The sequence below is a fragment of the Flavobacterium xinjiangense genome (genome assembly GCF_900142885.1).
Lineage (GTDB): Bacteria > Bacteroidota > Bacteroidia > Flavobacteriales > Flavobacteriaceae > Flavobacterium > Flavobacterium xinjiangense.
The window spans coordinates 44424-67409 of record NZ_FRCL01000016.1 but is presented as its reverse complement, the minus strand read 5'-3'; the positions used below and the strand labels follow the sequence as shown (position 1 = coordinate 67409).

At 34.3% G+C, this 22986-nt stretch carries 25 protein-coding genes and 3 tRNA genes; 23 read left to right on the top strand and 5 right to left on the bottom strand.

Features of this window, described 5'->3' with window-relative positions; translation table 11 throughout:
• The first annotated feature begins 271 nt into the window (after window positions 1-271).
• The 7 genes from BUC23_RS15530 (at window position 272) to BUC23_RS15495 (ending at window position 5080) form a co-directional block, all read left to right on the top strand.
• Entirely contained in the window at window positions 272-535 is a 264-nt protein-coding gene (locus BUC23_RS15530; protein WP_073211053.1) for a hypothetical protein, read from the top strand.
• Window positions 536-695: 160 nt separating this feature from the next.
• Window positions 696-1133, top strand: coding sequence for a hypothetical protein (locus tag BUC23_RS15525; RefSeq protein WP_073211051.1), 438 nt, complete (start codon window positions 696-698; stop codon window positions 1131-1133).
• 348 nt (window positions 1134-1481) lie between these two features.
• The gene (locus BUC23_RS15520; RefSeq protein ID WP_073211048.1) at window positions 1482-1733 is read left to right on the top strand and encodes a type II toxin-antitoxin system ParD family antitoxin; all 252 of its coding nucleotides are present in this window, start codon (window positions 1482-1484) and stop codon (window positions 1731-1733) included.
• On the top strand, window positions 1726-2019 hold the full coding sequence (locus tag BUC23_RS15515) for a type II toxin-antitoxin system RelE/ParE family toxin (RefSeq protein WP_073211038.1): 294 nt from the start codon (window positions 1726-1728) through the stop codon (window positions 2017-2019). The genes BUC23_RS15520 and BUC23_RS15515 overlap by 8 nt, the downstream gene beginning before the upstream one ends.
• Window positions 2020-2183: 164 nt before the next feature.
• Window positions 2184-3245: a ligand-binding sensor domain-containing protein gene (locus BUC23_RS15510; protein WP_073211036.1), complete on the top strand. Its 1062-nt coding sequence runs from the start codon at window positions 2184-2186 to the stop codon at window positions 3243-3245.
• A 196-nt stretch (window positions 3246-3441) separates the two neighbouring features.
• On the top strand, window positions 3442-4341 hold the full coding sequence (locus BUC23_RS15500) for an alpha/beta hydrolase family protein (protein WP_073211032.1): 900 nt from the start codon (window positions 3442-3444) through the stop codon (window positions 4339-4341).
• Between the two features lie 214 nt (window positions 4342-4555).
• Window positions 4556-5080 (top strand): GNAT family N-acetyltransferase, encoded by a 525-nt coding sequence (locus tag BUC23_RS15495; RefSeq protein ID WP_073211030.1) that lies wholly within the window; start codon window positions 4556-4558, stop codon window positions 5078-5080.
• A gap of 257 nt (window positions 5081-5337) precedes the next feature.
• On the opposite strand, the gene BUC23_RS15490 is transcribed toward BUC23_RS15495, so the two are convergent.
• On the bottom strand, window positions 5338-5805 hold the full coding sequence (locus BUC23_RS15490) for a hypothetical protein (RefSeq protein WP_073211028.1): 468 nt from the start codon (window positions 5803-5805) through the stop codon (window positions 5338-5340).
• Between the two features lie 429 nt (window positions 5806-6234).
• Here BUC23_RS15490 and BUC23_RS15485 point away from each other — a divergent pair, with 429 nt between their 5' ends.
• From BUC23_RS15485 to BUC23_RS17235, 4 genes are all read left to right on the top strand, one after another.
• Window positions 6235-6972, top strand: a complete 738-nt coding sequence (locus BUC23_RS15485) for a hypothetical protein (protein WP_073211026.1) — start codon at window positions 6235-6237, stop codon at window positions 6970-6972.
• Window positions 6973-7468: 496 nt separating this feature from the next.
• On the top strand, window positions 7469-9013 hold the full coding sequence (locus tag BUC23_RS15480) for a hypothetical protein (RefSeq protein WP_073211024.1): 1545 nt from the start codon (window positions 7469-7471) through the stop codon (window positions 9011-9013).
• A 935-nt stretch (window positions 9014-9948) separates the two neighbouring features.
• Entirely contained in the window at window positions 9949-11118 is a 1170-nt protein-coding gene (locus tag BUC23_RS15475; protein ID WP_073211022.1) for a pyridoxal phosphate-dependent aminotransferase, read from the top strand.
• Window positions 11115-13067: a DsbA family protein gene (locus BUC23_RS17235; RefSeq protein WP_084538374.1), complete on the top strand. Its 1953-nt coding sequence runs from the start codon at window positions 11115-11117 to the stop codon at window positions 13065-13067. Before BUC23_RS15475 ends, BUC23_RS17235 begins: the two co-directional genes overlap by 4 nt.
• Window positions 13068-13084: 17 nt before the next feature.
• On the opposite strand, the gene BUC23_RS15460 is transcribed toward BUC23_RS17235, so the two are convergent.
• Window positions 13085-13924 (bottom strand): alpha/beta hydrolase, encoded by an 840-nt coding sequence (locus BUC23_RS15460; protein WP_073211020.1) that lies wholly within the window; start codon window positions 13922-13924, stop codon window positions 13085-13087.
• 209 nt (window positions 13925-14133) lie between these two features.
• Between BUC23_RS15460 and BUC23_RS15455 the strand changes: the two genes are divergently transcribed.
• On the top strand, window positions 14134-14568 hold the full coding sequence (locus BUC23_RS15455; protein WP_073211018.1) for a DoxX family protein: 435 nt from the start codon (window positions 14134-14136) through the stop codon (window positions 14566-14568).
• A 53-nt stretch (window positions 14569-14621) separates the two neighbouring features.
• The gene (locus BUC23_RS15450; protein ID WP_073211016.1) at window positions 14622-15422 is read left to right on the top strand and encodes an SDR family oxidoreductase; all 801 of its coding nucleotides are present in this window, start codon (window positions 14622-14624) and stop codon (window positions 15420-15422) included.
• Window positions 15423-15576: 154 nt separating this feature from the next.
• Here BUC23_RS15450 and BUC23_RS15445 read toward each other — a convergent pair whose 3' ends face one another.
• On the bottom strand, window positions 15577-15954 hold the full coding sequence (locus BUC23_RS15445; protein ID WP_073211076.1) for a hypothetical protein: 378 nt from the start codon (window positions 15952-15954) through the stop codon (window positions 15577-15579).
• A 388-nt stretch (window positions 15955-16342) separates the two neighbouring features.
• Here BUC23_RS15445 and BUC23_RS15440 point away from each other — a divergent pair, with 388 nt between their 5' ends.
• The 5 genes from BUC23_RS15440 to BUC23_RS15420 all read left to right on the top strand — a co-directional run bounded on the left by BUC23_RS15440 (window position 16343) and on the right by BUC23_RS15420 (window position 19807).
• Complete coding sequence (locus BUC23_RS15440) at window positions 16343-16627, top strand: rhodanese-like domain-containing protein (protein ID WP_073211013.1); 285 nt, start codon at window positions 16343-16345, stop codon at window positions 16625-16627.
• 4 nt (window positions 16628-16631) lie between these two features.
• Window positions 16632-16952, top strand: coding sequence for a rhodanese-like domain-containing protein (locus BUC23_RS15435; protein ID WP_073211006.1), 321 nt, complete (start codon window positions 16632-16634; stop codon window positions 16950-16952).
• A gap of 175 nt (window positions 16953-17127) precedes the next feature.
• Window positions 17128-17697 (top strand): YciE/YciF ferroxidase family protein, encoded by a 570-nt coding sequence (locus BUC23_RS15430; protein ID WP_073211004.1) that lies wholly within the window; start codon window positions 17128-17130, stop codon window positions 17695-17697.
• A gap of 212 nt (window positions 17698-17909) precedes the next feature.
• Entirely contained in the window at window positions 17910-18764 is an 855-nt protein-coding gene (locus BUC23_RS15425; protein WP_073211073.1) for a transketolase, read from the top strand.
• An 89-nt stretch (window positions 18765-18853) separates the two neighbouring features.
• A complete protein-coding gene (locus tag BUC23_RS15420) occupies window positions 18854-19807 on the top strand; it encodes a transketolase family protein (RefSeq protein WP_073211002.1) in 954 nt (317 codons plus the stop codon).
• 208 nt (window positions 19808-20015) lie between these two features.
• On the opposite strand, the gene BUC23_RS15415 is transcribed toward BUC23_RS15420, so the two are convergent.
• Window positions 20016-21002: a BamM family beta-barrel-assembly machinery protein gene (locus BUC23_RS15415; RefSeq protein ID WP_073211000.1), complete on the bottom strand. Its 987-nt coding sequence runs from the start codon at window positions 21000-21002 to the stop codon at window positions 20016-20018.
• A 79-nt stretch (window positions 21003-21081) separates the two neighbouring features.
• On the opposite strand from BUC23_RS15415, the gene BUC23_RS15410 reads away from it, so the two are divergent.
• Together BUC23_RS15410 and BUC23_RS15405 are read left to right on the top strand one after the other, a co-directional pair.
• Complete coding sequence (locus BUC23_RS15410; protein WP_073210999.1) at window positions 21082-21471, top strand: RNA-binding S4 domain-containing protein; 390 nt, start codon at window positions 21082-21084, stop codon at window positions 21469-21471.
• 32 nt (window positions 21472-21503) lie between these two features.
• Window positions 21504-22004 carry a phosphoribosyltransferase family protein gene (locus BUC23_RS15405; RefSeq protein WP_073210996.1) on the top strand — a complete coding sequence of 167 codons (501 nt, stop codon included), beginning with the start codon at window positions 21504-21506 and terminating at the stop codon, window positions 22002-22004.
• On the opposite strand, the gene BUC23_RS15400 is transcribed toward BUC23_RS15405, so the two are convergent.
• On the bottom strand, window positions 21996-22514 hold the full coding sequence (locus BUC23_RS15400) for a shikimate kinase (protein WP_073210994.1): 519 nt from the start codon (window positions 22512-22514) through the stop codon (window positions 21996-21998). The two genes, BUC23_RS15405 and BUC23_RS15400, sit on opposite strands and share 9 nt — an antisense overlap.
• 126 nt (window positions 22515-22640) lie before the next feature.
• Here BUC23_RS15400 and BUC23_RS15395 point away from each other — a divergent pair.
• The 3 genes from BUC23_RS15395 (at window position 22641) to BUC23_RS15385 (ending at window position 22949) form a co-directional block, all read left to right on the top strand.
• Window positions 22641-22713 (top strand) — tRNA-Lys (locus BUC23_RS15395).
• 37 nt (window positions 22714-22750) lie between these two features.
• Window positions 22751-22823, top strand: a tRNA-Lys gene (locus tag BUC23_RS15390).
• Window positions 22824-22866: 43 nt separating this feature from the next.
• Window positions 22867-22949: transfer RNA gene (locus BUC23_RS15385), tRNA-Leu, on the top strand.
• Window positions 22950-22986 lie beyond the last annotated feature (37 nt).

The window sequence follows — 22986 nt, the reverse complement described above, 5'->3', positions numbered from 1 at the left end:
CTATAGCACGCTGTGAAACACCACGTTCTAAGAATAAAAGTATCTGTCTAATCTTAATCATACTAAGTAGTTTATTTGCCATACTGCAAGTGGTTTTTTGATTACAAACCAAACTTATGGTAAATGGCGGTTAAATCTCTACTTAGTGAGACAATGGATCTGGGATAGGTGGCGTACTTTGTGTCGGAATGTCAGTCCTTTAAAAGTGCTAAATCAGGAGTAAAGTGGCGTACTTTGCTCCGGAATAAGTGGCAACCTTTGCAGTGGAATCGTGGCGACCTTTGCTTCGGAATGGGTGGCGTACTTTGTAGCGGAATCGTGGCGACCTTTGCAGCGGAATATCCAGAAATATAATGTTCCTCAAAAAGATGGCTCGACAAAAGAAGAGTTAGCAATGGATTGGACAATATATCAACTTATTAAAAGTCCAGAAGATATCAGATCAGCTTTTAGTAAACACAATAAAGAAATCAATGAAGATGTTGAAATAAAAATCCAAAATACTATCAAATTTTTCAATGAAGTCAAAAGATAAATGCACTACAGCTAACAAGCGTTTGTCAAGATTGGGGTTTTAGTGGAATTACCGTTTTTTATCATATATTCGTAAAGCAGATAATACTCTGCTTCAAAATCCCCAACCTCGCCAAGCGCCAGAACGTTGTAGGCAATTTATAAATCGTAATCACCATAAAATGAAAAATTTAACAATAATCATATTCTTATTTTTAACGTCAGTTATTTTAATTCCTTCCTGTTCAGCACAAGAATTTGAAGAACCCCCTCGTATGTCTATGCCAAGCGCTGAAAATAACCTTTTAATCGACAAGATTATTGACGTGACAAACTACGAAACTTATTTTAAAGAATATTGCCTAAATTATATCTCTAAAACTGCGCGTAAAGAAAATTGGAGCAAAGAAAAAATTGAAAAAATAGAGAAAAGCGTACAATTAAATAGTTTCAAATATAGAATTTATAATTTCTTCTCTAACTATTCTAGTCAACGGCTAAACAACCTTATTGAAATGTACAAAAAAGATAAAAAAAGTAAAAAGCAAAATTTAATCATTGAAAGCAAAATGATAGCCGAAGCTTTAGAATCTCACGCGGAATTTCTAACATTGGAATAGAACTAAAATTTATTAAGAAAAATAAAAACTGCCTACAACAGCGGTTTCGCAAGATTTGGGTTTTAGGCTTAATTTAAAGTTGGTATTGTATTTATAAAATTTGTGTTTATCCGAAAAATAAATCTTAATTTAGTCCCAAACCTCGCGAAGCCGCGGGACGTCAAACTGTCTAATAACCACGATTTTGTGTTTTTGTTCTCGGACTCCTATCGTTGAAAAATCTCAAATATGGAATTGTCAGAGACTTGTTTTAGGTTTTTAGACAAACTGACGTTATGTGAGATTCCAAAAAAAAATCCGTAATAATTCGAAAAGTTACCATTTTTTGGTAACTTAGCTAAAAAAATTATGGGACGAAATACTTCTATATCGCTAGGTAATCATTTCGAAAGTTTTATCGAACACAGTGTAAATGATGGAAGATTCAACAATGCAAGTGAAGTTGTCAGAGCCGGTCTTCGTCTTTTAGAAGATGAGGAAAATAAAATTGTAGCTTTAAGAAAAGCGATTAATGATGGAATTGACAGTGGACGTGCAGTAGATTTTGATGCTAAAAAACACCTTAACGTTTTAAAAGCAAGAAAAAAATCAAATGGCTAAATATTATTTAACAAATAAAGCTGTTGATGACTTAACTGAAATTTGGGATTATACAATCGAAACTTGGTCTGAAATGCAAGCTGAAAAGTATTATGATTTACTTTTGGCATCATGTGATAATTTAGCAAATAATCCAGAACTTGGCAGAAACTATGATATAGTTACTAAAGGAATATTAGGTTTTAAATCAGGTGAACATATTATCTTCTACTCAATTATATTAAAGAACGAAATAGAAATCGCAAGAATTCTTCATGGAATGATGGATTTAAAAAGTAGACTATAAGGAACCTCACATAACAGCCACTACAACGGATTTGGGCATTTGGCTTAATGGAAAGTTGGTTTTGTATTTGGGATAATTTAGCAAATCCAAAAATAGATCTTAATTCAACCCCAAACCCGCTGTAGTACCAGAACGTTGTGCGTCATATTAGAAAACAAACCTGAATGGACAAATTATTTAGAATGATATATCTGATTTTTTTATTATTTCTGAACTTTTCTTGTGTTGAAAAGAAAGCAACCGAAAAAGAAATTAATAAATCTGAAATTGTAAGAGCTTCGAAAAGCGACACCTTAAAATTCACTTCTGGAATCCGTGCTATCTTTCAAGACAGTAAAGGCAATTATTGGCTTGGAAGTCATAATGAAGGAGTAAGCTATTATAATGGAAAAATATTTCAATATTTCAACAATACTAATGGCTTACTAGACAATCAAATACGTTCAATAGAAGAAGATAAAAACGGAACTATCTGGCTTGGAACTGCAAACGGGGTGAATAGTTATGATGGAAAAAAGTTTACTACTTATACAACTCAAACAAATAACCCAACATTGGAATGGAACAAAACCAGTGGCGATTTATGGTTCAATGAAGGCGAAAAAGACGGAGTAAATCGTTTTGATGGAAAAAAGATGAACTACTTAATTTTTCCAAAACCCAAAAATAAAAATGTTGATAATTCATTCGGGGTAACCGATTTATCTAAAGATAAAAACGGTAACCTTTGGATATCCACATATGCTGCATTATTTAGTTATGATGGCAAAATGACAACTATTTTTGAACATGAAAAATTAAAACTTAAAGCCAATGAGAATTTGCACATAAGAAGTGTATTAGCAGATTCCAAAGGACGAATTTGGATAGGGAATAATGGTATTGGAGTTTTACTAATGGAGCATGATAAAACGATACATTTTTCAGAGATAAACGGACTCATTCAAAAGAATAGTAGTAAAAATGGAAATCTATCACCAACTGGGACAATGGAACACGTTTTTGCAATTGAAGAAGATTCAGAAGGTAATATTTGGTTTGGTGATAGAGATACAGGAGCTTGGAAATATGATGGCAAAAATGTAATAAACTACACTATCAATAACAAACTTTCGACCCCAATGATTTGGTCAATATATAAAGACAACAGCAACAATTTACTTTTTGGGATGGCAGAAGGTGGAGTTTATAAATTTAACGGAAGGGCATTTGAAAAGCAATTTTAAGAAATACGAACGCACAACAGCAGTTTGGCAAAATGGCGGATTTAGTGCTAAATTGAACGGCAGTTCTTCGATTGAACTTTTGTACAAAACTGAACATTTATGCTTCGATTTCCGCCACTTCGCCAACCTGCAAAACGCTGTAGGCAATGCTAACGCAGACTGGAGCATTTAACGTAATTTTTTATATTAAACCAAAATGAATATTAACTTTTTTTCTAACTTATTTCTTTGGTTATTATTAATCACTTTACCAGATATGGTATTTTCTCAATCGGCCGTCTTTACCATTCAAGATGTAAAGTTTGAAAGTCAAGGCGTCACTCTTGCAGGCTCGATTTTAACGCCAAAAAAAGCATTAGCAGCAGTTGTAATTGTTCATGGGTCTGATCCTGTAAAGAGAGAAATGGAGTTCGCTAAACGTCTAGCCAAAGAAGGTATTGCTGTATTAACATATGATAAACGTGGAGTTGGAGAATCAGGCGGTGTGTATGTAGGACCATCTGTTGGCACGAATAATATTGACACTACAAATCTTAATTTATTATCTCACGATGCAAGTGCAGCAGTAAATACATTTCGAACTTATTTGAAGGATAAAAAAACACCAATTGGATTAGTTGGCTTCAGTCAAGCAGGATGGATAATCCCAATTGCTGCAAGCAAAAATCCACAAATAGAATTTATGGTTTTATTTAGTTGCCCTACAATTACAACTTTAGAGCAACTTCGATTTCAGTTTTATACTAATGGAAACAATAATTTTTGGGAAAATCATACGGAATCAGATGCTCGTGAACATACTAAAAATGACCCAGACAGGTATCAATTTACCACTACTGACCCAAAAAATTACTTGAATACTCTTTCAATTCCAGGACTTTGGCTTTTTGGTGAGAAAGATATCCAAATTCCCGTAAAATTGTGCATAGAGCAATTAAATACATTTAAAGTTCAAGGCAAACCTTTCGAATATACTTTGTTTTCAACATTAGGACACAATACTGCTTCTGACAATATTACCGCACCTTTTGAAATTTCAATTCAATGGGTAAAACAGAAAGCTTTGAACATTAAAAAGTCTAAAGTATCAAAATAAAGCACTGCCTACAACACACGCTACAAGCAATTTGGGTAGTAGGCTTAATTTGAAATTGGTTTTGTATTTGGGAAGATTTGCTTCGCCTGTTCGCTATCGCTCGGGTGGCAAACTCGAAAATAGGGATTAATGTAGTCCCAAACCTCGCCAAGAGGCGGGAAGTTAGCGGTCAGGCCAGTGCACCCCACAACATTGACGAATTAAATATGACAAAATGGTAAATAGAAGTTTTACACCTTTCCCAATTTTAAAAACCAAAAAACTAACGCTTAGACAATTATCGACTGAGGACGTGCAAGATGTTTTTACTTTGCGTACTGACACAGAAATAAACAAGTATCTTGATAGACAAGCAAGTAGAACAATAGAAGATGCAATAAACTTTATCAACAAGATTAATGATACTATTAAAAAAAATGACTCGATTTATTGGGCAATAACTTTAACGAACAGCAAAAAATTTGTTGGTACAATATGCCTATTTGACTTTTCAAAAAATAATAGTTGCGAAATCGGATATGAACTTATAACGAAATTTCAAGGACAAGGAATAATGAAAGAAGCGGTAGAAATAGTCATTGACTATGCTTTTCAGACTTTGAAGTTTGAAAAAATACTTGCTTTTACACATTATGACAATCAGAATTCAACCAATGTACTGTTAAAATTCAATTTTGTAAAATCATTAGAAACGGACAAAGAAAATCCTACCTTAAATATTTTCACTTTGGCACAATAACATTGACTACAAGAAAGCAAAACATATTTGAACAAAAGCCCGAACCACTAACAGGCACAATAGTAAATAATACAACACAAAAGCTATGATTAATTCATGGCTTTTCTATTTAACAAACAGGCCTTGGTTATAAAAGCTGAACATCCGTTTGAATCTACTTCTTTGATCATGATAACCGCTGGGTTGGGTAGCTAGTTCTACAAAAAAACCGCTCTTTTCTATTGAAGAAAGAGCGGCTTATTTACCATTTCCAGTATTTAAAAAATTCCTAATCGCACGCTTGGGGTACGCACGCCTACTTGTGTATTTACTGAGATGGTGCTAGGGTTTCTTTTATAATTACGACGATCGTATTCGCTATAATAAAATTCCGCATGCTGGTAAAATGCATCACTATGGTAACATTGGTTATTACAATGATGATAGTGGTTCACGTAGGCTTCTTCTTTGCTTTGTAAATAAACTCTATAAGCGTGTTTATTGTCTTTCTTTAACTCTTTTTCGTACTGCTTTTGCTCCTGCCAAAATGCTCGTTCATCGCTTTTACTTTTCGCTCTAAATTCTAGCTCGTATCTAGCGTCCTCTGCCCCTCGTTGTTCGTAATACGCTATATTTTCTTGATTGCTGTTTATTCGTGTCTCACTTCTTACTCGGGCTTCTTGAGCGCCTACGTTAGCGATTATTCCAAAGAATACTATTGCGAATACCGTTTTTAATTTTTTCATAATTATAATTTTTAGTGATAATTCAACATCATTTATTTAGTAAGTCTATTGATAAGACAACTAAGTAGTATTTTACCCTACCCTAATTTTAAATAATTTAATTATTCTGAAAATAAAATCCTCGCAAAAACAACAACATTCGGCAAACAAACGAATTGCAAAAACAGATACAAAATCCTTTTTACTTGATAACCTCAGCAGGAAAACGATCGACTCTAACCAATATTTTCAATTTAAAAACAAAATCTATTTCCTGTTTTAGTTTTTTTTATTACATTTATTTTTTTTGAAAAAGAGTTGCTGAAAAAATAATCCTTTTGGGTTTTTCTATTCGCAACAATTCTTTTTTTAAAAATAATTAGTTTAACACTTCTCGATAAAAATATTCGAGTTTCGACAGCGTTACACTAATAAATCAAATCAGTTAAGATGAAGAAAGATACCGTTTCGGCTCCCATTGAGTCAATAGTTGATGATTCAATACCGGATTCCAGAATAAAGATTGCAAATTTTTTACCTGATCCATCATCGCAGTTGGATTCTATGCTAATGAAGTGCAAACCCATTAGTGATTCCAGTATTCCATATAGAGATTTAACTAATTCCGATAATAAACGGCAAAGTATTGCCCGAATCATCGACAAATTAGATGTTGCCGCGAGTATTCGATACCAAAGAACGATAGAGGACACGTACTGTAATGTGTACACTTTCGATTATTGCTATTTCTCTAAAGTTTATGTTCCCACTGTTTGGTGGACAGATGACGCCCTACAAAAAGTGTTAGATGGCCAGGAGGTCGAAGTTATCTTTGGGGAAACCGTAGATCATATTTACTCCAGCGCCATACACGATTGGTTTTTAAAATGGGGAGCCAGTTTTGGCTGGAAAAGGATGTATAACGCACATGAGATTCAAAATAAGGTTAATGACGAAGGAGGAATTGGAATAATTTGTGCCAAAAGGAAAGAAAAAGGACTGTCCGGACATATCGTTCCAGTGGTGCCGGAAACAGATTTAAATAAAGCCTACAGAGAAAATGATGTTGTTTTATATCCGCTGCAATCGCAAGCAGGAAAATTGAATTACAATTATTTCGCGGAAGTTAAGAAAGATTGGTGGAATGATGAACTCTATTCCTCCCATGTGTTTTATTACCATGACTAAATAATGTACAGTTAATACCTTGCACACAATCCCGAAATCTATCCTAAAATTATTTTTACTCTTTTTAAAATAATCCTAAATTAGCCTTCACACTTTTTCTTTAATTATCCTCCGATTGGCCACTTGCAAATCACATAATAATTAAGTAGTTTTGCCACTTGAAAAATGCAAGAATAGCTAAAGCTGTAATCAGGCTATTCATCTACTTAATTTATTGATATAAAAGTAATTGAAAACAAAACTAATTTTATAACTACATTATAAAATTTTACTTTTTATCAATCGTTCAGTCGATACAACCGCACGATTTCTGAGACTGAAATTTAATTCCTGTCGTTTAAAAGGTAAAAAACATTTTTAAGGGGTACAAAATAATCACACCTAGCCCACTAAAATATTGTTTGTAAGCAATTTATAACGAATTAAATCCTGTTTTCAAATAAAAAAGACAATAACTATTAAGTCCATCAACCATTAAAAAAAAGAACTCGTATAAATGAAAGAAAATCAGACAAAAAAATATTATTGGGGAATTGGATTAGAAAACGAAACCTACATGCAATTTGAAGAATCCTTAATAGTATCTGGTGAATTTATACAAGAAAAAATTGGTTTTGAAAAATATAGTATTGATTATAGAAAATGCTACAAACCGGAAAGCTTAACTCCTGTATTGAAAAAGGCATTTTCATTGAATGAAAATTATAAAGTGAGCAGAATGATGAATAGTCATTCCTTAGAAAAACTGGATGTAAACTATCAACACAAAACTTTATCAGCTGCAAAGCCGCTAATTGAGAATACGGATACTACTGCAGTGATTTTACCGCCACTTGACAACCCTGACTACCTAGGAAAATCTATCATGGAACTTTTCCTTGAGGACCAACCTTATAATATTCAAAGTATGATTACCCAACGGAATAAAACAATGGGTTCCGTACATTTTGACGGTGATTCTATCGAATTTGTTACAAAATACTTTGAAAACCGAACCATTGTCGATTCTTGTAAAGAGTTAAAAGCGACCAAAAAGTTATTCCTCGATACCATAAATGAATCAAACGTTATAAAAGAAAAATTAAATTTTCCAGATTACAACAACGGTCTTAATATGTTTATGACCAATCAGGAAAACCTTGTTTTGTTTAACAATGGCACGTACCATTTTCATATCACTTTACCCACATTAACAGAAAACAGCCGAATTGTAGATTACAAAGATTTTGATAAAACACATTCTAATGCGATTTATTTGCTGCAATGGTTCGAACCTTTTTTCATCGCAACGTTAGGAAGTCCAGATATTATGGGAGTGATAAGCACTAAGTATGATTTAGACAAAAAATTTACCCTGGGTTCTATGCGTAATGCCATGTCTCGTTATATTGGGGTAGGCACTTATAATAAATCGATGCCGAAAGGAAAAATCCTAACGTACAATGTAGACGATTTTAGAAAACTGCTAAAGTTTGAAAAAGAAGAAAATATTTGGTGGCGTGATCAGATTCAATCAGAGATGGAATATGAATTGCTTTCGGAAGTGGGTCTTGATTTCAATCAGGAAAAAATGTACCAAAGTGGTTTCGAATTCAGAAGCTTTGATGAATTTCCGGCACAGTATTTAAATGATGTTCTTTTTTCCATTATTTTAATCTGCGAGCATGCATTAAACTTGCCAGATGTGCAATGGGGACATGACAGTGCTGCTTGGAATAATTTAGTTTTTAAAACCTTAAAATACGGTTATTTAACTGAAATAAATGAAGAAGAAAAGAATGAAGTTTTAGTTTTATTACAGTTACTTAATCCTGTTGACAGCAACTATAAAACGCTTAAAGCCGAATTTGAAACGATAGTATTGCTGGACGAATTTTTCTTTAAAATTTTAGAAGTTTTACATGAAAAGTACAAAGACAATAATGCATGTATAGATTCAATGTATGGACAAAAAACAAGTTTTCCGCCTAAATGGGACAACTTTAATAAGTACCAAACGGAACAACATATGCAGCAAATTGGCTCTTTCTTTAAAAATTAAATCAATTGTATAGAAATTGGTAAAATCGGCAAAGAGTTACAAAATTTCCCAATTTTGCTAACAAAATGTCATGTAAACAATACAGAGACAAAACCTAGAACCACGACGATACTCTTTATTTTCGTGGTTTTTTTACACCTCTATTTTTAATTTAAAGTTCGGCAGTTATTTGTACGAAGCATTTCAAGCGCGAAAGATTTTCTGTTAACACCTATGAAATGGAGTAATTATAAATTCTCGTTCTATTTAGTAGAAAACCAGCAGAAAGGAATTAAAATAAAAACAGCCTTGACTTTAGTAGTCAAGACTGCTTTATTCTAGGTCAAAGTATGAAATAACCCAGTAACAATTTAATCTAAAAATAAGCCAGCTCTACAATTTAATTGGAGTATTGTTAATGATCAACCCTTATCTCATATAACATTAACTGACTTGCAATAATTCTAATAAAAATAAAAATTCAATTATGAAGTCACAAATCTAAATCAAATGTGGTATGAGTAAATCATTTTTTAGATAAGCATCCTTTATATGTAGACAAATGACGTTTATCTATAGACAATTGTATTTTTCATTCCGCCTACAATGAATTTGTATATTATGAGCTATGTAGTAAGTTGCTATCCGCATAAAGTATGGCAAAAAATACTGCTCATTTAAGCTAATTATAACAATGGAGTTTTATCCCAAAGTCTTTCTTTGTCATTTAACAAGATTCAATTACACAAAATATTAATCAAATTTCTTATTTCACATTTTATTTTATATTCAATAAATCATATATTTACTCTGATTTCTTCGTTGTAGGAAGCCCACCTATCTTCTTATAGTATCGAAACATATTAAGAAATTTAGGTACCCATTTAAAACAAAAGCCCCAATTTAATCTTATAACGCCCGTTTATAAGAGCCTCTATTAACCTAAAAAACTATCTATGTTCAATCATAGTTCTATAAATTCTGAAATTTTAAAAAAAAGAGCGCATAATCTGCGTTGGGCATCAGTCCCCGAAGGAGTAATTCCACTGACAGCTGCCGACCCCGATTTTCCTTGTGCTCCAGAAATTGCGGAATCCATTGCTCGTTTTGCCAAGGAGCGGTACTTTAGTTACGGACATCCTGAAGGAATGCCCGAATTTAAAGAAAGCGTGGCTACTTTTTTCCAAAAAAAAAGAAATATTCCAGCAAATCCGGCTTTTATAATTCCAGTCGATAGCGCTGCTTATGGAATCTATCTTATCAGTAAAACATTCCTAAAAACGGGTGATGAAGCCATTATTTTTGACCCGGTAGATTTCCTTTTTCGCTATTCTATTGAAGCGGTCGGTGCCGTTGCAGTTCCATTTCCTATTGGAACGAATATAACCCATATGGATTTTGAATTATTCGAAAAATTAATCACTCCAAAAACCCGAATGATTTGTTTATGCAATCCGTTAAATCCTACCGGAAAAGTTTTTACAAAAGAAGAACTATATCTTATTGGACAATTAGCCTGTAAATACAACCTCATCATTTTATCTGATGAAATCTGGAGCGACATTGTTTATACACCAAATGTATTTACAAGTATGGCCGCTATCAATGAGGAAATCAGAGACCGGACCATTACCGTAACCGGATATAGCAAATCTTATGGTTTAGCGGGCTTGCGAATTGGTACTGTAATGGCATCTAACGCTATCCATTTCAAAAAATTAATGGATGCTTCGCTCCACAATGCAACGATTCATGGCGCAAATATAATTTCGCAGGTTGCAGTAACCACTGCCTTGAATGAATGCGATTACTGGCTTAAAAATTTTCTTTCCCATTTACACCGTATGCGAGATCTGGTTGTGACCGAAATAAATACAACTCCTGGTTTTAAAAGCAATTCTCCTGACGGATGTTATGTCGCTTTTACTGATATTACAAATACCGGAAAATCAAGCCAGGAAATTCATAATTTATTATTAAAAAATGCTAAAGTTGCAATAGTTCCTGGGCTGAAAGAATGGTTTGGTGAAGGTGCGAATGGTCATATCCGAATGAGTTTTGCTACTTCAGAAGAGATCCTAAAGGAAGCTTTTTTTAGAATTAAAAATACAATAGACGGTTTATGAAAGTAGTTATTATAGGAGGTGGAATTGCAGGGTTAACACTTGGTATTTTTTTAAATAAAAACAATAGTGAAGTCGTAATCTGTGAAAGAACATGGATACCCACAAATGGGCATGCTTTTTTAATGCATAGTGATGCAATAGCTATCCTAAATGAACTGAAATTGGCCGCCGAGCCAGAAGTAAAACATAAATCCATTAATTCCTACAGTCTAAAAAGACCGAAAGGAAATGAAATAAAGCATTTGAAACTCAGCAACTGGAATTGCATCAAGAGAGTTGACCTGATAAAGTATCTCTACGATTTGTTTCCAAAAAACCGCATTAAACTCGGAAGAGATTTTTCGCATTTTATTTATGAAAATGAGAAAGTTACCGCTGCCGTTTTTAAAAATGGTGACGTTGAATATGGTGATGTATTTGTGGGTGCCGATGGTGGAAATTCAATCGTACGGGAAGCTATTTTTGACAGTATCGAAACGACTCCAGTTGAAGTAAAAGAAATTGTAGGTGTTTGTAAATGCACCACTATTGAAACTAATTTTTTAAGCAATTTTAATAAATTCCAGCATAAGAATAAAGGATTGGCTTTTGGATTTATACCTACTTGTGAGGAAAATGAATACGTATGGTTTATACAGTATGACACTGCTATTACTGACTACAACGGAAATACTGCTGAGGAATTAAAACTATTTTCTAAAGATTTACTCGCTGATTTTTCGCAGGAAGCAAAAGCTATTCTGGATTCCAATACTTTTGAAACGAGTTACATCTGGAAAACACGCGACTTTAATTTATTACCTGCTTTCCATAAAAAAAATGTTGTTTTAATTGGTGACGCGGCACATCAGGCATTGCCATTTACCAGCGCCGGAACAACAAATGCTATCCTCGATGCCAAAGTACTTGCTGCTACTCTTTCTGAAAATTTAACTATTGAAAAAGCATTTACTTCCTTTTATGAAATCAGGAAAGACGACGTATTGCAGCACATCCAGTTAGGGCGCGATTTGAAAAATGAATTTATAAATCCAAGCAATAAAAGTGATGATGATATTACCGTTCCTCTAATCAAAAAAAGAGAAGTTGGAAGCATACCGGGGAAATCAAAACCCATTCAAGTCTTGTACTTTACGGATCCCATTTGTTCCACTTGCTGGGTAATACAACCCGTGCTTAGAAAATTGGAACTAGAATACGGAGATCAAATAAATATAAAATATTGCATGGGTGGATTGCTCCCTTCGTGGCAGGAATACAATAAACCCAAAAAGAAAAAATTGATTTCTACAGTGTCTGAAGCAGCCAAACATTGGGATGAAGTGTGCGCCTTTTATGAAATGCCAGGTGATGGTACTATTTGGAATGAAGACCCAATGACTTCTTCCTATCCTCCATCAATAGCATTCAAAGCTGCTCAAATGCAAAATGCAGATAAGGCTATTCTATTTTTGAGAAGCATCAAAGAGAAAGTATTTCTTGAAAAAAAGAATATTATAAAATGGAAACACCTGGAAAATGCGGCTTTTGATACCGGATTGGACTCAGCTAGATTATTAAAAGATTTTGAAGGGAAAGCTCCTGCGCTCTTTGAGGAGGATTTAAAATTAGCGCAACGTTTAGGGATTACAGGGTTCCCAACACTAATTTTTTACACCAGTGATTTTGATAATCAGCACGTAATTAAAGGCTATCAATCTTACGAAGCATTTGAAGAGATCATTAAACAATTAGTTCCCGATATTCAAAAAAATATAGTTGAAACAAACCCTTTGCATTTGTTTTCACGATTTTCAACGATGACTACTAAGGAGCTTTCTATAATTTATAATATAACGATGGAAAAAGCCGAAATGATCCTTGATGAGTTATATCAAAAAGGAGCCATTGACAGGTATCAAAATAAAAATGGAAATATATGGCTCAGCAAGGAAAAGCAGGAATATTAGTGTAGTACCATTGTTATTTATTTTTCCAATTTCATGAAATTTGTCACCTCTTCAAAACGGTCGCTCCAAGGCCAGAAATACTGCAGCACCATAGGAATGTGCTTTTTATTTAATGCAATTGGAGTTACTTGCGGTTGAAAAGAATGCAGTGCGTTCAAAAAACGGCTATTCCCTACTTTAATAGAAGTATATGTTTTATCCCCTACATAAATTAAAAAAGGAGGCGTGTTTTTATTTAGAAAATAAATTGGAGAGGCATCTTTCCATTTTGCAGGAGTTGTTGTCCAGGTTGCTATGTAATCATCTGTGGCAGTAGGGGGATTTTCTTCTAAATATTTTTTCATATCTAGCCCGGCTGCATCGTTTAGTATTATTCCGGATATCGTCGCTGAATCAATTCCGTATTTAGGATTCATTGCCGCCAGAGCCACAAGATGACCCCCTGCTGAATGCCCTGTCAGGTAAATCGCATTTGGATTCCCATTGTACTTACTACTATTGTTTTTTGTCCATTGTATAGCTTGAGCTACTTCCTGCGCCATAGCATCATAATTTGCATTAGGGCTCAAAGTATAATCAGGAATAACAGTAATAACGCCTTTGCGTGCAAAATTCCTCCCTAACAAATCATAAGTCCCTTTTCTTCCGCTATTCCAGTTTCCTCCGTGTACAAAAATTAAGACCGGAAGTTGTTTTGATTTAGAATTTCGAGGTACAAAAACATTCAATTTAGGAGTAGGTACAACAGTAGCAGCAGTCGATGTCTTCAAATAAGAAACATCAGTAAACTTTTTACTAGCACAACCCACAAACAAAAAACCAGATAATAAAACTATTACAGTACAAGATAAACGCATTTTCTTTTTTTACGAATATAAGATTTTAAAAAATCGCGAAAGTTAATTTATATTTAAAAAGCTGTTTTAGTGAGTAAAATGATTTCATATCCTTTAATTCCCCTACATTTACTTTTAAATTTCCATTTACCAATGCTGTTAAAGTTTTTTCTTTAGCAAATAATCACATAGTTTTTCTCCTATTTATTTTCAAAAAAAAATTAATTTAAATGAACATTACCAACACCCAAAGTCCGGTTAAAACGAGTTTAGCTCAAAACATAAGTCGTTTTATATTAGGAATATTCCTTACAACGGCTGGTATTAGTCACCTCACATGGAGTCGCACTGAGTTTTTAGCACAAGTACCTCCTTGGGTGCCTGTAAATGCAGATTTAGTCGTTTTACTATCTGGAGCTGTCGAAATTTCTCTGGGTTTATCGCTAATTCTATTATTTAAATATCGCACACAAATGGGTTGGATTGTCGCCACTTTTTTCATCCTTGTCTTTCCAGGAAATATTGCGCAATTGGTCGAACATAGAAATGCTTTCGGACTCAATTCAGACTTGGCCAGATGGCTCAGGCTTCCGCTTCAACCACTTCTCATTATACTGGTATTATGGTCAACTGGAGCCTGGCATTCCTGGAGATCAAATAAATAATAATAATAATAATACAGTTCGCATTCTAAACTAATACAACACCCTAAACATAAATGTATAATCTAAAAGATAAAAAAGTACTTATCACTGGTGGCGCTTCCGGTATAGGTAAATTAATGGGTGAAATCGTATTGAAACGGGGCGCACAATTAATAATTTGGGATATCAATCCTGCAGGAGTAAGTGCCACTACCAATGAGCTTTCAAGACTGGGAAAAGTAACCAGTTATGTAATCGATGTTTCTAATGCAAGCCAAATTAAAGAAACCGCAAAGCTCGTCAAAAAGGATTGTGGGGTTGTAGATGTAGTAATCAATAATGCTGGTATAGTGGTAGGGAAATATTTTCACGAACATACAAGTGAGGACATTAATAGAACAATGGACATCAATGCCAATGCGCCGATGCAAATTACCCTTGAATTTCTTATGGATATGATGCACCAAAACTCGGGTCATATATGTAATATCGCCTCATCGGCAGGATTAATTTCAAATCCAAAGATGTCCGTTTATGCTGCCAGCAAATGGTCCGTCATTGGATGGTCAGACAGTTTACGACTGGAAATGAAACAACTCAACAAGAACATTGGCGTGACGACCGTTACTCCTTATTATATCAACACAGGAATGTTTGACGGTATAAAATCAGTAGTACCCATTTTAAATCCTGATAAAGTTGCCCGAAAAATTATTGCTGCAATTGAGCACCAACGCATTTTTTTAAGTATGCCATGGAGCGTAGGTTTTGTCCGATTTTTTCAAGGTGTATTCCCTATTTGGTTTTTTGATTGGTTTGTAGGCAAAGTCATGGGCGTATATTCGACAATGGATCATTTCAAAGGAAGACAATAATGTGCTTCCAATTTTTATTTTTAAACCAAAACATATAAGAAAGCACGCCTTACACTGAAAAGATAATTATTTACTGAAGAACATTTTTGTCAAATAAACATAAAAAAAGCTGCATTATACTATTAATGCAGCTTTTCGTTTATATCTAAAAAAATTAATTGAATTGTGCCGTCACATATTCAATCAAACTTTCATCACTCATTTTACTAGCAGTACTTTCTTTTGCTTCAACATTTTTGTACTGTGGTGTCTCGTGTAAATATTTAACAAATTGTTCTTGTGCAACTCCAGGTCCGGTTACATGCAGTTCATCTACATTTTGCATGTGAGCAGCAATGTTTTTGAATAACTTGTGAAGTGAATCTCTTTCTGCATTATTCGCTGCATTTTCGCTTGAATTACGCACTTGAGGATCTACTTTTTCATGGGCTAAAATTACGAAATCGCCTGTATCCACATTTTCCCTACCTACAATAGATGCATGTTCGGAATCCATCCAAACACCAAACTGTTTTTTGTTTTTTTCTGACATAATATTTATTTTTTTTATTAATACTTTTATTTTTAAAGGTTCATAAAGCGCATTATAGAAGAAATTCCTATGGACAAAATCAGGCAAAAATCTCTAAAAATACGCAAAGCTGAATGACAGTCTTTAGGATTACAAAACCAATTAACTTATAGCAATGTAGTGGATTATATCGAAACAGTTGATTAATAAAAAGTTAATTGGCAGTATTTTGGGTTATTTTTTAATCGACTGACACCAGACATTCCCAAAAAATATAGCTTTCGATGGCAAAAAAAAGTCGTCTAGTGTAACAAAAGTTACTGACACCTGCTTCTCATTATACTACTTTTGCGTTATAAAATTTAAATTACATAATTTTATAACTAGTGAATTAAAAAAAGACATAAAAATGAAAATAGAAAGTATCATCAAAGAAAAAGAAGGCACCATCGTAGATGTGCGCTCCCATGAAGAATTTATGGGCGGTCATGTAGCAGATTCCATTAATATACCACTGAATGAAATTCCGAAACGAGTAGAAGAATTACGAAATCTTAAGGCACCACTGGTACTTTGTTGCGCATCCGGAAACCGCAGCGGGCAGGCACAGCTTTTTCTGACGGAACATGGAATCGAATGTTACAATGGCGGTTCCTGGTTAGATGTAAATTATATGCAATCAAAAAACAGTTAACAAAATGATCAACACACTCAAACAATTATTTGGTTTCGGACCAAAAACAGATTATGCCGATTTAGTAAAACAAGGCGCTATTATTCTGGATGTACGAAGTAAAGGGGAATACGCGGGCGGACACATCAGCAGTTCCATAAATATTCCGGTAGATACCTTAAGTAAAAACTTGGCTAAACTAAAAGATAAAAATCAGACTATTATTACGTGTTGTGCCTCGGGAATGAGAAGTGCCTCGGCTAAAAATATTTTAAAATCAAATGGCTACTCACAAGTGTATAATGGTGGCGGCTGGAGCAGTTTAAGAAACAAAATTGGAAGTTAACAACCCAGTTATTTTTTAAAAAATCATACTATTCGTATTTACAATTAGTTAATTAACAGTTGATTAAAACATAGTTTGTTTAATTTTATAGTATTAGAAAAGTAAGTGATGAGTTTGTAAGATAAAGTATCGAATTTAGTATTACTTACAAAATTAATCTTTAAAAAAAACAATCATGAGACCCGAAATTAGTAAAAACGAACCTTTTAAAGGAGCTGTACAAGCAAAATCAAATGCATCACATGGATTGAGAGATTTATTTGAAGTTGGATTAAAAGACATTTATTGGGCAGAAAAAGTATTGACTAAAACATTGCCAAAAATGGTGAAAAATGCATCATCCCCAGAATTAGTTAACTCCCTAAAAAACCAATTAACTGAGACGCACGAACACGTATCACGTTTGGAAAAAATATTTGAAGCAACTGGTATTGCGCCAACAGCAAAAAAATGTGATGCCATGCAAGGTATATTGAAAGAGACTAATAATCTGATTAAAGAGACTGATATTGGTATGGTACGTGATGCAGGGATTATTGCAGCGGATCAAAAGGTAAAACATTATGAAATTGCAACCTATGGAACTTTACATGCTTTTGCTAAAACTATAGGTGAAAATAAAGCGGCAGAATTGCTGGCTATGAATCTTAATGAAGAGAAAAAAACGGATGCTGCATTAACTGGAATAGCTATGTCTGCTATTAACAGACAAGCTTTTAAAGCGGATTCAATTACAAATACTTAAAACAAAATTTAACTGGAGAGACGTATTTATTACAGCTTCTGTATTTGCTAAAAAGCCTGCGCAAGCAGGCTTTTTTTTTAGATACTTACCATTTAAATTCGGAATTCAACCAATCCAAAGCGGTAACTTATTGTGCATTAAATATTGAAAAAACGTTTGCGGTAACCCTAAATAAAAATTACATTTGCAGCAGTTTAACTTTTACACACAAAATGAAGCCTAACACACAACAATTAAACGATTTAACTATCCAAGTCAGAAGAGACATTCTTCGAATGGTTCACGCTGTCAATTCAGGTCACCCAGGAGGTTCTCTAGGTTGTACTGAATTTCTTGTAACCTTGTACCAAAATGTAATGGAACGCAAAGAAGGATTTGATATGGACGGTATTGGAGAAGATCTTTTCTTCCTTTCAAACGGGCATATTTCTCCAGTTTTCTATAGCGTTTTAGCGAGAAGCGGTTATTTTCCGGTTTCGGAACTATCGACTTTCCGTTTGATTAATTCAAGATTACAAGGACACCCAACTACTCATGACAGTTTACCTGGAGTAAGAATTGCGTCTGGTTCGCTTGGACAAGGATTATCAGTAGGAATTGGAGCTGCTCAAGCAAAAAAATTAAATGGTGACAACCATATTATTTACACGCTTCATGGTGATGGTGAATTACAAGAAGGTCAAAACTGGGAAGCAATCATGTATGCTTCTGCAAAAAAAGTAGACAATCTTATTGCGACAATCGATTTAAACGGAAAACAAATTGACGGTACTACTGATGAAGTTTTAGCAATGGGAAGCATTCGTGCGAAATTTGAAGCATTTGATTGGGATGTTTTGGAAATTGAAAAAGGAAACGACCTGGAAGCTATTATTGCAGGTATGACAGATGCCAAATCAAGAACCGGAAAAGGAAAACCGGTTTGTGTATTGTTACATACTGAAATGGGTAACGGAGTAGATTTTATGATGAACACTCACGCTTGGCACGGTAAAGCACCAAATGATGCGCAACTTGACAATGCTTTAGGACAAAATTATAATACTGGAGGCAATTCAGACTACTAAAAATAATTATGAATTTTGAATTATAAATTAGTAGTGGTGAAACACATAATTTTTAAATTCTTAAATCATTTCAATCTTTAAATTGAAAAATGAAAAAATATACAAATACAGGAAGTAAAGATACTCGTTCGGGTTTTGGAGCGGGAATGACTGAATTAGGTCAAACCAATGAAAATGTTGTGGCACTCTGTGCTGATTTAATTGGTTCATTGAAATTTGACGATTTCAAGAAAAATCATCCAGAGCGTTTTTTCCAAATTGGAATTGCTGAAGCAAACATGATTGGAATCGCAGCAGGTTTAACTATTGGAGGAAAAATTCCTTTCACTGGAACTTTCGCTAACTTTTCTACAGGAAGAGTTTACGATCAAATCCGTCAATCCGTTGCTTACTCTGAGAAAAACGTGAAAATTTGTGCTTCACATGCCGGATTAACTCTTGGTGAAGATGGTGCAACACACCAAATCCTTGAAGACATAGGATTAATGAAAATGTTACCGGGAATGACTGTAATCAACACTTGTGATTACAATCAAACTAAAGCGGCTACATTAGCTTTAGCGGATCATCATGGTCCTGCTTACTTGCGTTTTGGTCGTCCGGTTGTTCCTAATTTTATGCCAGCTGACGAGCCTTTCGTAATTGGAAAAGCGATACTTTTAAGCGAAGGTACTGATGTAACTATTGTTGCTACAGGACATTTGGTTTGGGAAGCTTTAATCGCTGCAGAAGCCTTGGAAGCAAAAGGTATTTCGGCTGAAGTAATCAACATCCATACGATCAAACCTCTTGACGAAGAAGCAATTTTGAAATCATTGGCTAAAACAAAATGTATTGTTACTGCTGAAGAGCATAACATTCTTGGTGGTCTTGGCGAAAGCGTCTCTAGAGTATTAGCATTAAACACGCCTGCTCCACAAGAGTTCGTGGCTGTAAATGACAGTTTTGGAGAATCTGGTACACCAGAACAATTGATGGAGAAATACAAATTGAACAATCAAGCGATTGTTGAAGCAGTAGAAAGAGTTATCAAAAGAAAATAATCTTTCTCTTTATAAATATGAATCCCATTCGTTGCGACGAATGGGATTTTTTTTTGTAGTTTTTTTTGTAGTTTGAAGCTTCTGTTCTCTCAAAGACGAGTCTACAGTTTTTCTGATATAATAATTTAATGTCCTTATAATTCAATTTCATAATACAAAAAAAATCCAGTTCAATTGAACTGGATTACTAATTTAAACCTCATTTTTATTAATGACAATTTTTATCTAAATGCTTTTTAATTCTTGCAGCATCAGTTGTATTTCCATCACAACTTGGTATACTAGCAAATGGATAAGACAATCCAGTCGCAGGGTTTTTAATTTCTATTTTTGTACCATAGCCATCGCCATCATCATCAACATCCAAGAAATTAGGAATACCATCGCCATCTGTATCATCAGGATTCACAACACCAGTTGCTAGAATTCTCATAAAGCCATCACCATTCACATCCTCTTGATACGAAGGAATTCCATCACCATCTTGATCTGTTCGTTGAATTTCATATAATTTAAATCCAAATACAAGCGGAGCGTAAGATGGAATTGAGCCCTGACCAGAAGCAAAGTATGCCAAACCTGACGGAATAAACATGACACCAGCTCCAAAATCATTATAAGATACAGTTCCGTCGCTATTTGATGCATAAGTACCTGTTTTGAATTGTGGGAAAATTTCGCTCCAGGCTCTAAGTGGAATATCCAATGTAGTAAATAAACTAAAAAATTGTTGTGGATATTTAACTTCTTCAAACGGAGTTGCTGTTAATGTAGTAACGCCTGATGCCGTTATGCGTTCCAGATACTCCCCTTTATATGACGTTAACACACCATCTGCATTACACGGTGCAATTCCGGTTCCAGTTCTTAATACCAAATAATATAACTTATAAGTAATATCGTGTAGACTAACATTTCTAATCTTTAACTCGTATGTAGTTTGATCCCAAATTGATTTTTGAGTTCCTCCAGCGGGAATTTTTACAATCGAAATATCCTGATCATCTATAAATCCTGGATGATTAACAACTGTTATATAATTTGTTTTTAAATATTCTTCAATGTCGGTATTATCAGTAGCATTTTGTACTGCATAATCTCTAAGAGGCTCAATTGTAGGAGTATCATTCTTTGAACACGAAAATAAAGAGATTGTTGTAATTGATAAAATAAAATAATACTTAAATTTGTTCATTATAGCTAATTTTTTAAGTGCGCAAGATACAATATTGATTGATTTTTGTAAACTATTTAACTCCGATTTTAGAAAATTTATGAGAATAGATAAATATTTATGGTGTGTCCGATATTATAAGACTCGGAATATGGTTACCGAAGCTTGTAAAAAGAACCACATCACGGTAAATGGGCTGGTTGCCAAGCCTTCAAAGGAAGTTTTTCCTACAGATAAAATCACCTTCAGAAAAGACCAAATTACACAAATAATTACCGTTCTTGATATTCCAGAAAATCGTGTCGGGGCTAAACTCGTTGACATCTATCGAAGAAATGATACTCCTGCCGAAGTTTATCAGCATTTAGAACTTTTAAAACTCTCTAAAGAGCATTACCGTAAAAATGGCACTGGGAGACCTACCAAAAAAGATCGAAGAGATATTGACGAATTTGGGAATGAAATCGTGAATGAAGAAGATGCGGATTAGCAAATACATTTTTAAAACTTTAAACTAAAACAATGAACAAAAATATCATCTTAACGAATCAAGAAATTGAGCATAAAATAAAAAGAATTGCTTACCAAATCTACGAAACATTTGTAGACGAAGAAGAAATTGTCATTGCGGGAATTGCGACTAACGGTTTTACTTTTGCAAAAAAGATTGCCCAGGCACTAGAAACCATTTCTTCGCTTAAAGTCTCGCTTTGCGAAGTTCAAATCAACAAACAAAATCCGGAATTACCCATTCACACCTCTTTGTCAAAAGAAAACTATTCAAATAAAGGTTTGGTTCTTGTTGATGATGTGTTAAACTCCGGCACCACATTAATCTACGCAGTGAGACATTTTATAGACGTTCCTTTGAAAAAATTCAAAACCGCAGTTCTGGTAGACAGAAACCACAAGAAGTATCCGGTAAAAGCGGATTTTAAAGGAATATCCCTTTCTACATCCTTATTAGAGCATGTCCAAGTCGTTTTTGATGAAGATGGTACTAGCTACGCGTATTTAAGCTAAAATACTAACAATGTCAAGAACAACCTGATCAATGGTTTTATTATCTACATTCACTTTATACTGCGCCTGATTGTAATAAAAACTTCTTTCGAAAAGATGCATTGCAATAAACTCCTTCATTTCCTCATCATTTTTGTTGGCGATAAGGGGTCTTTTGCTTTTATTGGCAGACAATCTGTTGAATAAAGTTTCTATTGATGCTCTCAAATATACAGACACCACATTTTCTCCTTTTAATAACTCATGATTATTGGCATAACAAGGCGTTCCTCCTCCAAGACCAATAATCATTTCCTCCGAAGAATTTAATAATTCAAGAAAAGCTTCGTGCTCTACTTTGCGAAAATAAATTTCGCCATGCTTTTCAAAAATGCTATTTATGGACAAATTTGTTTTTTCTTCGATATATTCATCCAAATCTACAAACGGTATTCTGATGATTCTTGATAGTGTTTTGGCAATAGTCGACTTCCCACAACCCATATAGCCTAATAATATAATTTTTCTCATGGAATAAAACCTTATAAATTAAGGCGTTAAGATTTATTGTTAAAAAAAGACAAATTTATAATAAAATTGCTTGCAAAACTCCAAATAAAGTCCTTATATTTGCACCCGCATTCAAGGAAAGAATATGACTCGATAGCTCAGTTGGTAGAGCACATCACTTTTAATGATGGGGTCCTGGGTTCGAGCCCCAGTCGGGTCACAAATCTGTGATCAACACATAATTTCCTTGAAGCATTGACTCGATAGCTCAGTTGGTAGAGCACATCACTTTTAATGATGGGGTCCTGGGTTCGAGCCCCAGTCGGGTCACAAAAAGGTTGAGTAATTTATTACTTGACCTTTTCTTTTTTTAGGCCACGTGGAGAAACGGTAGACTTGCCAGCTTGAGGGGCTGGTGCTCGCAAGGGCGTGTGGGTTCAAATCCCACCGTGGTCACAAAAAAAAAATCCCATTTCTATAACGAAATGGGATT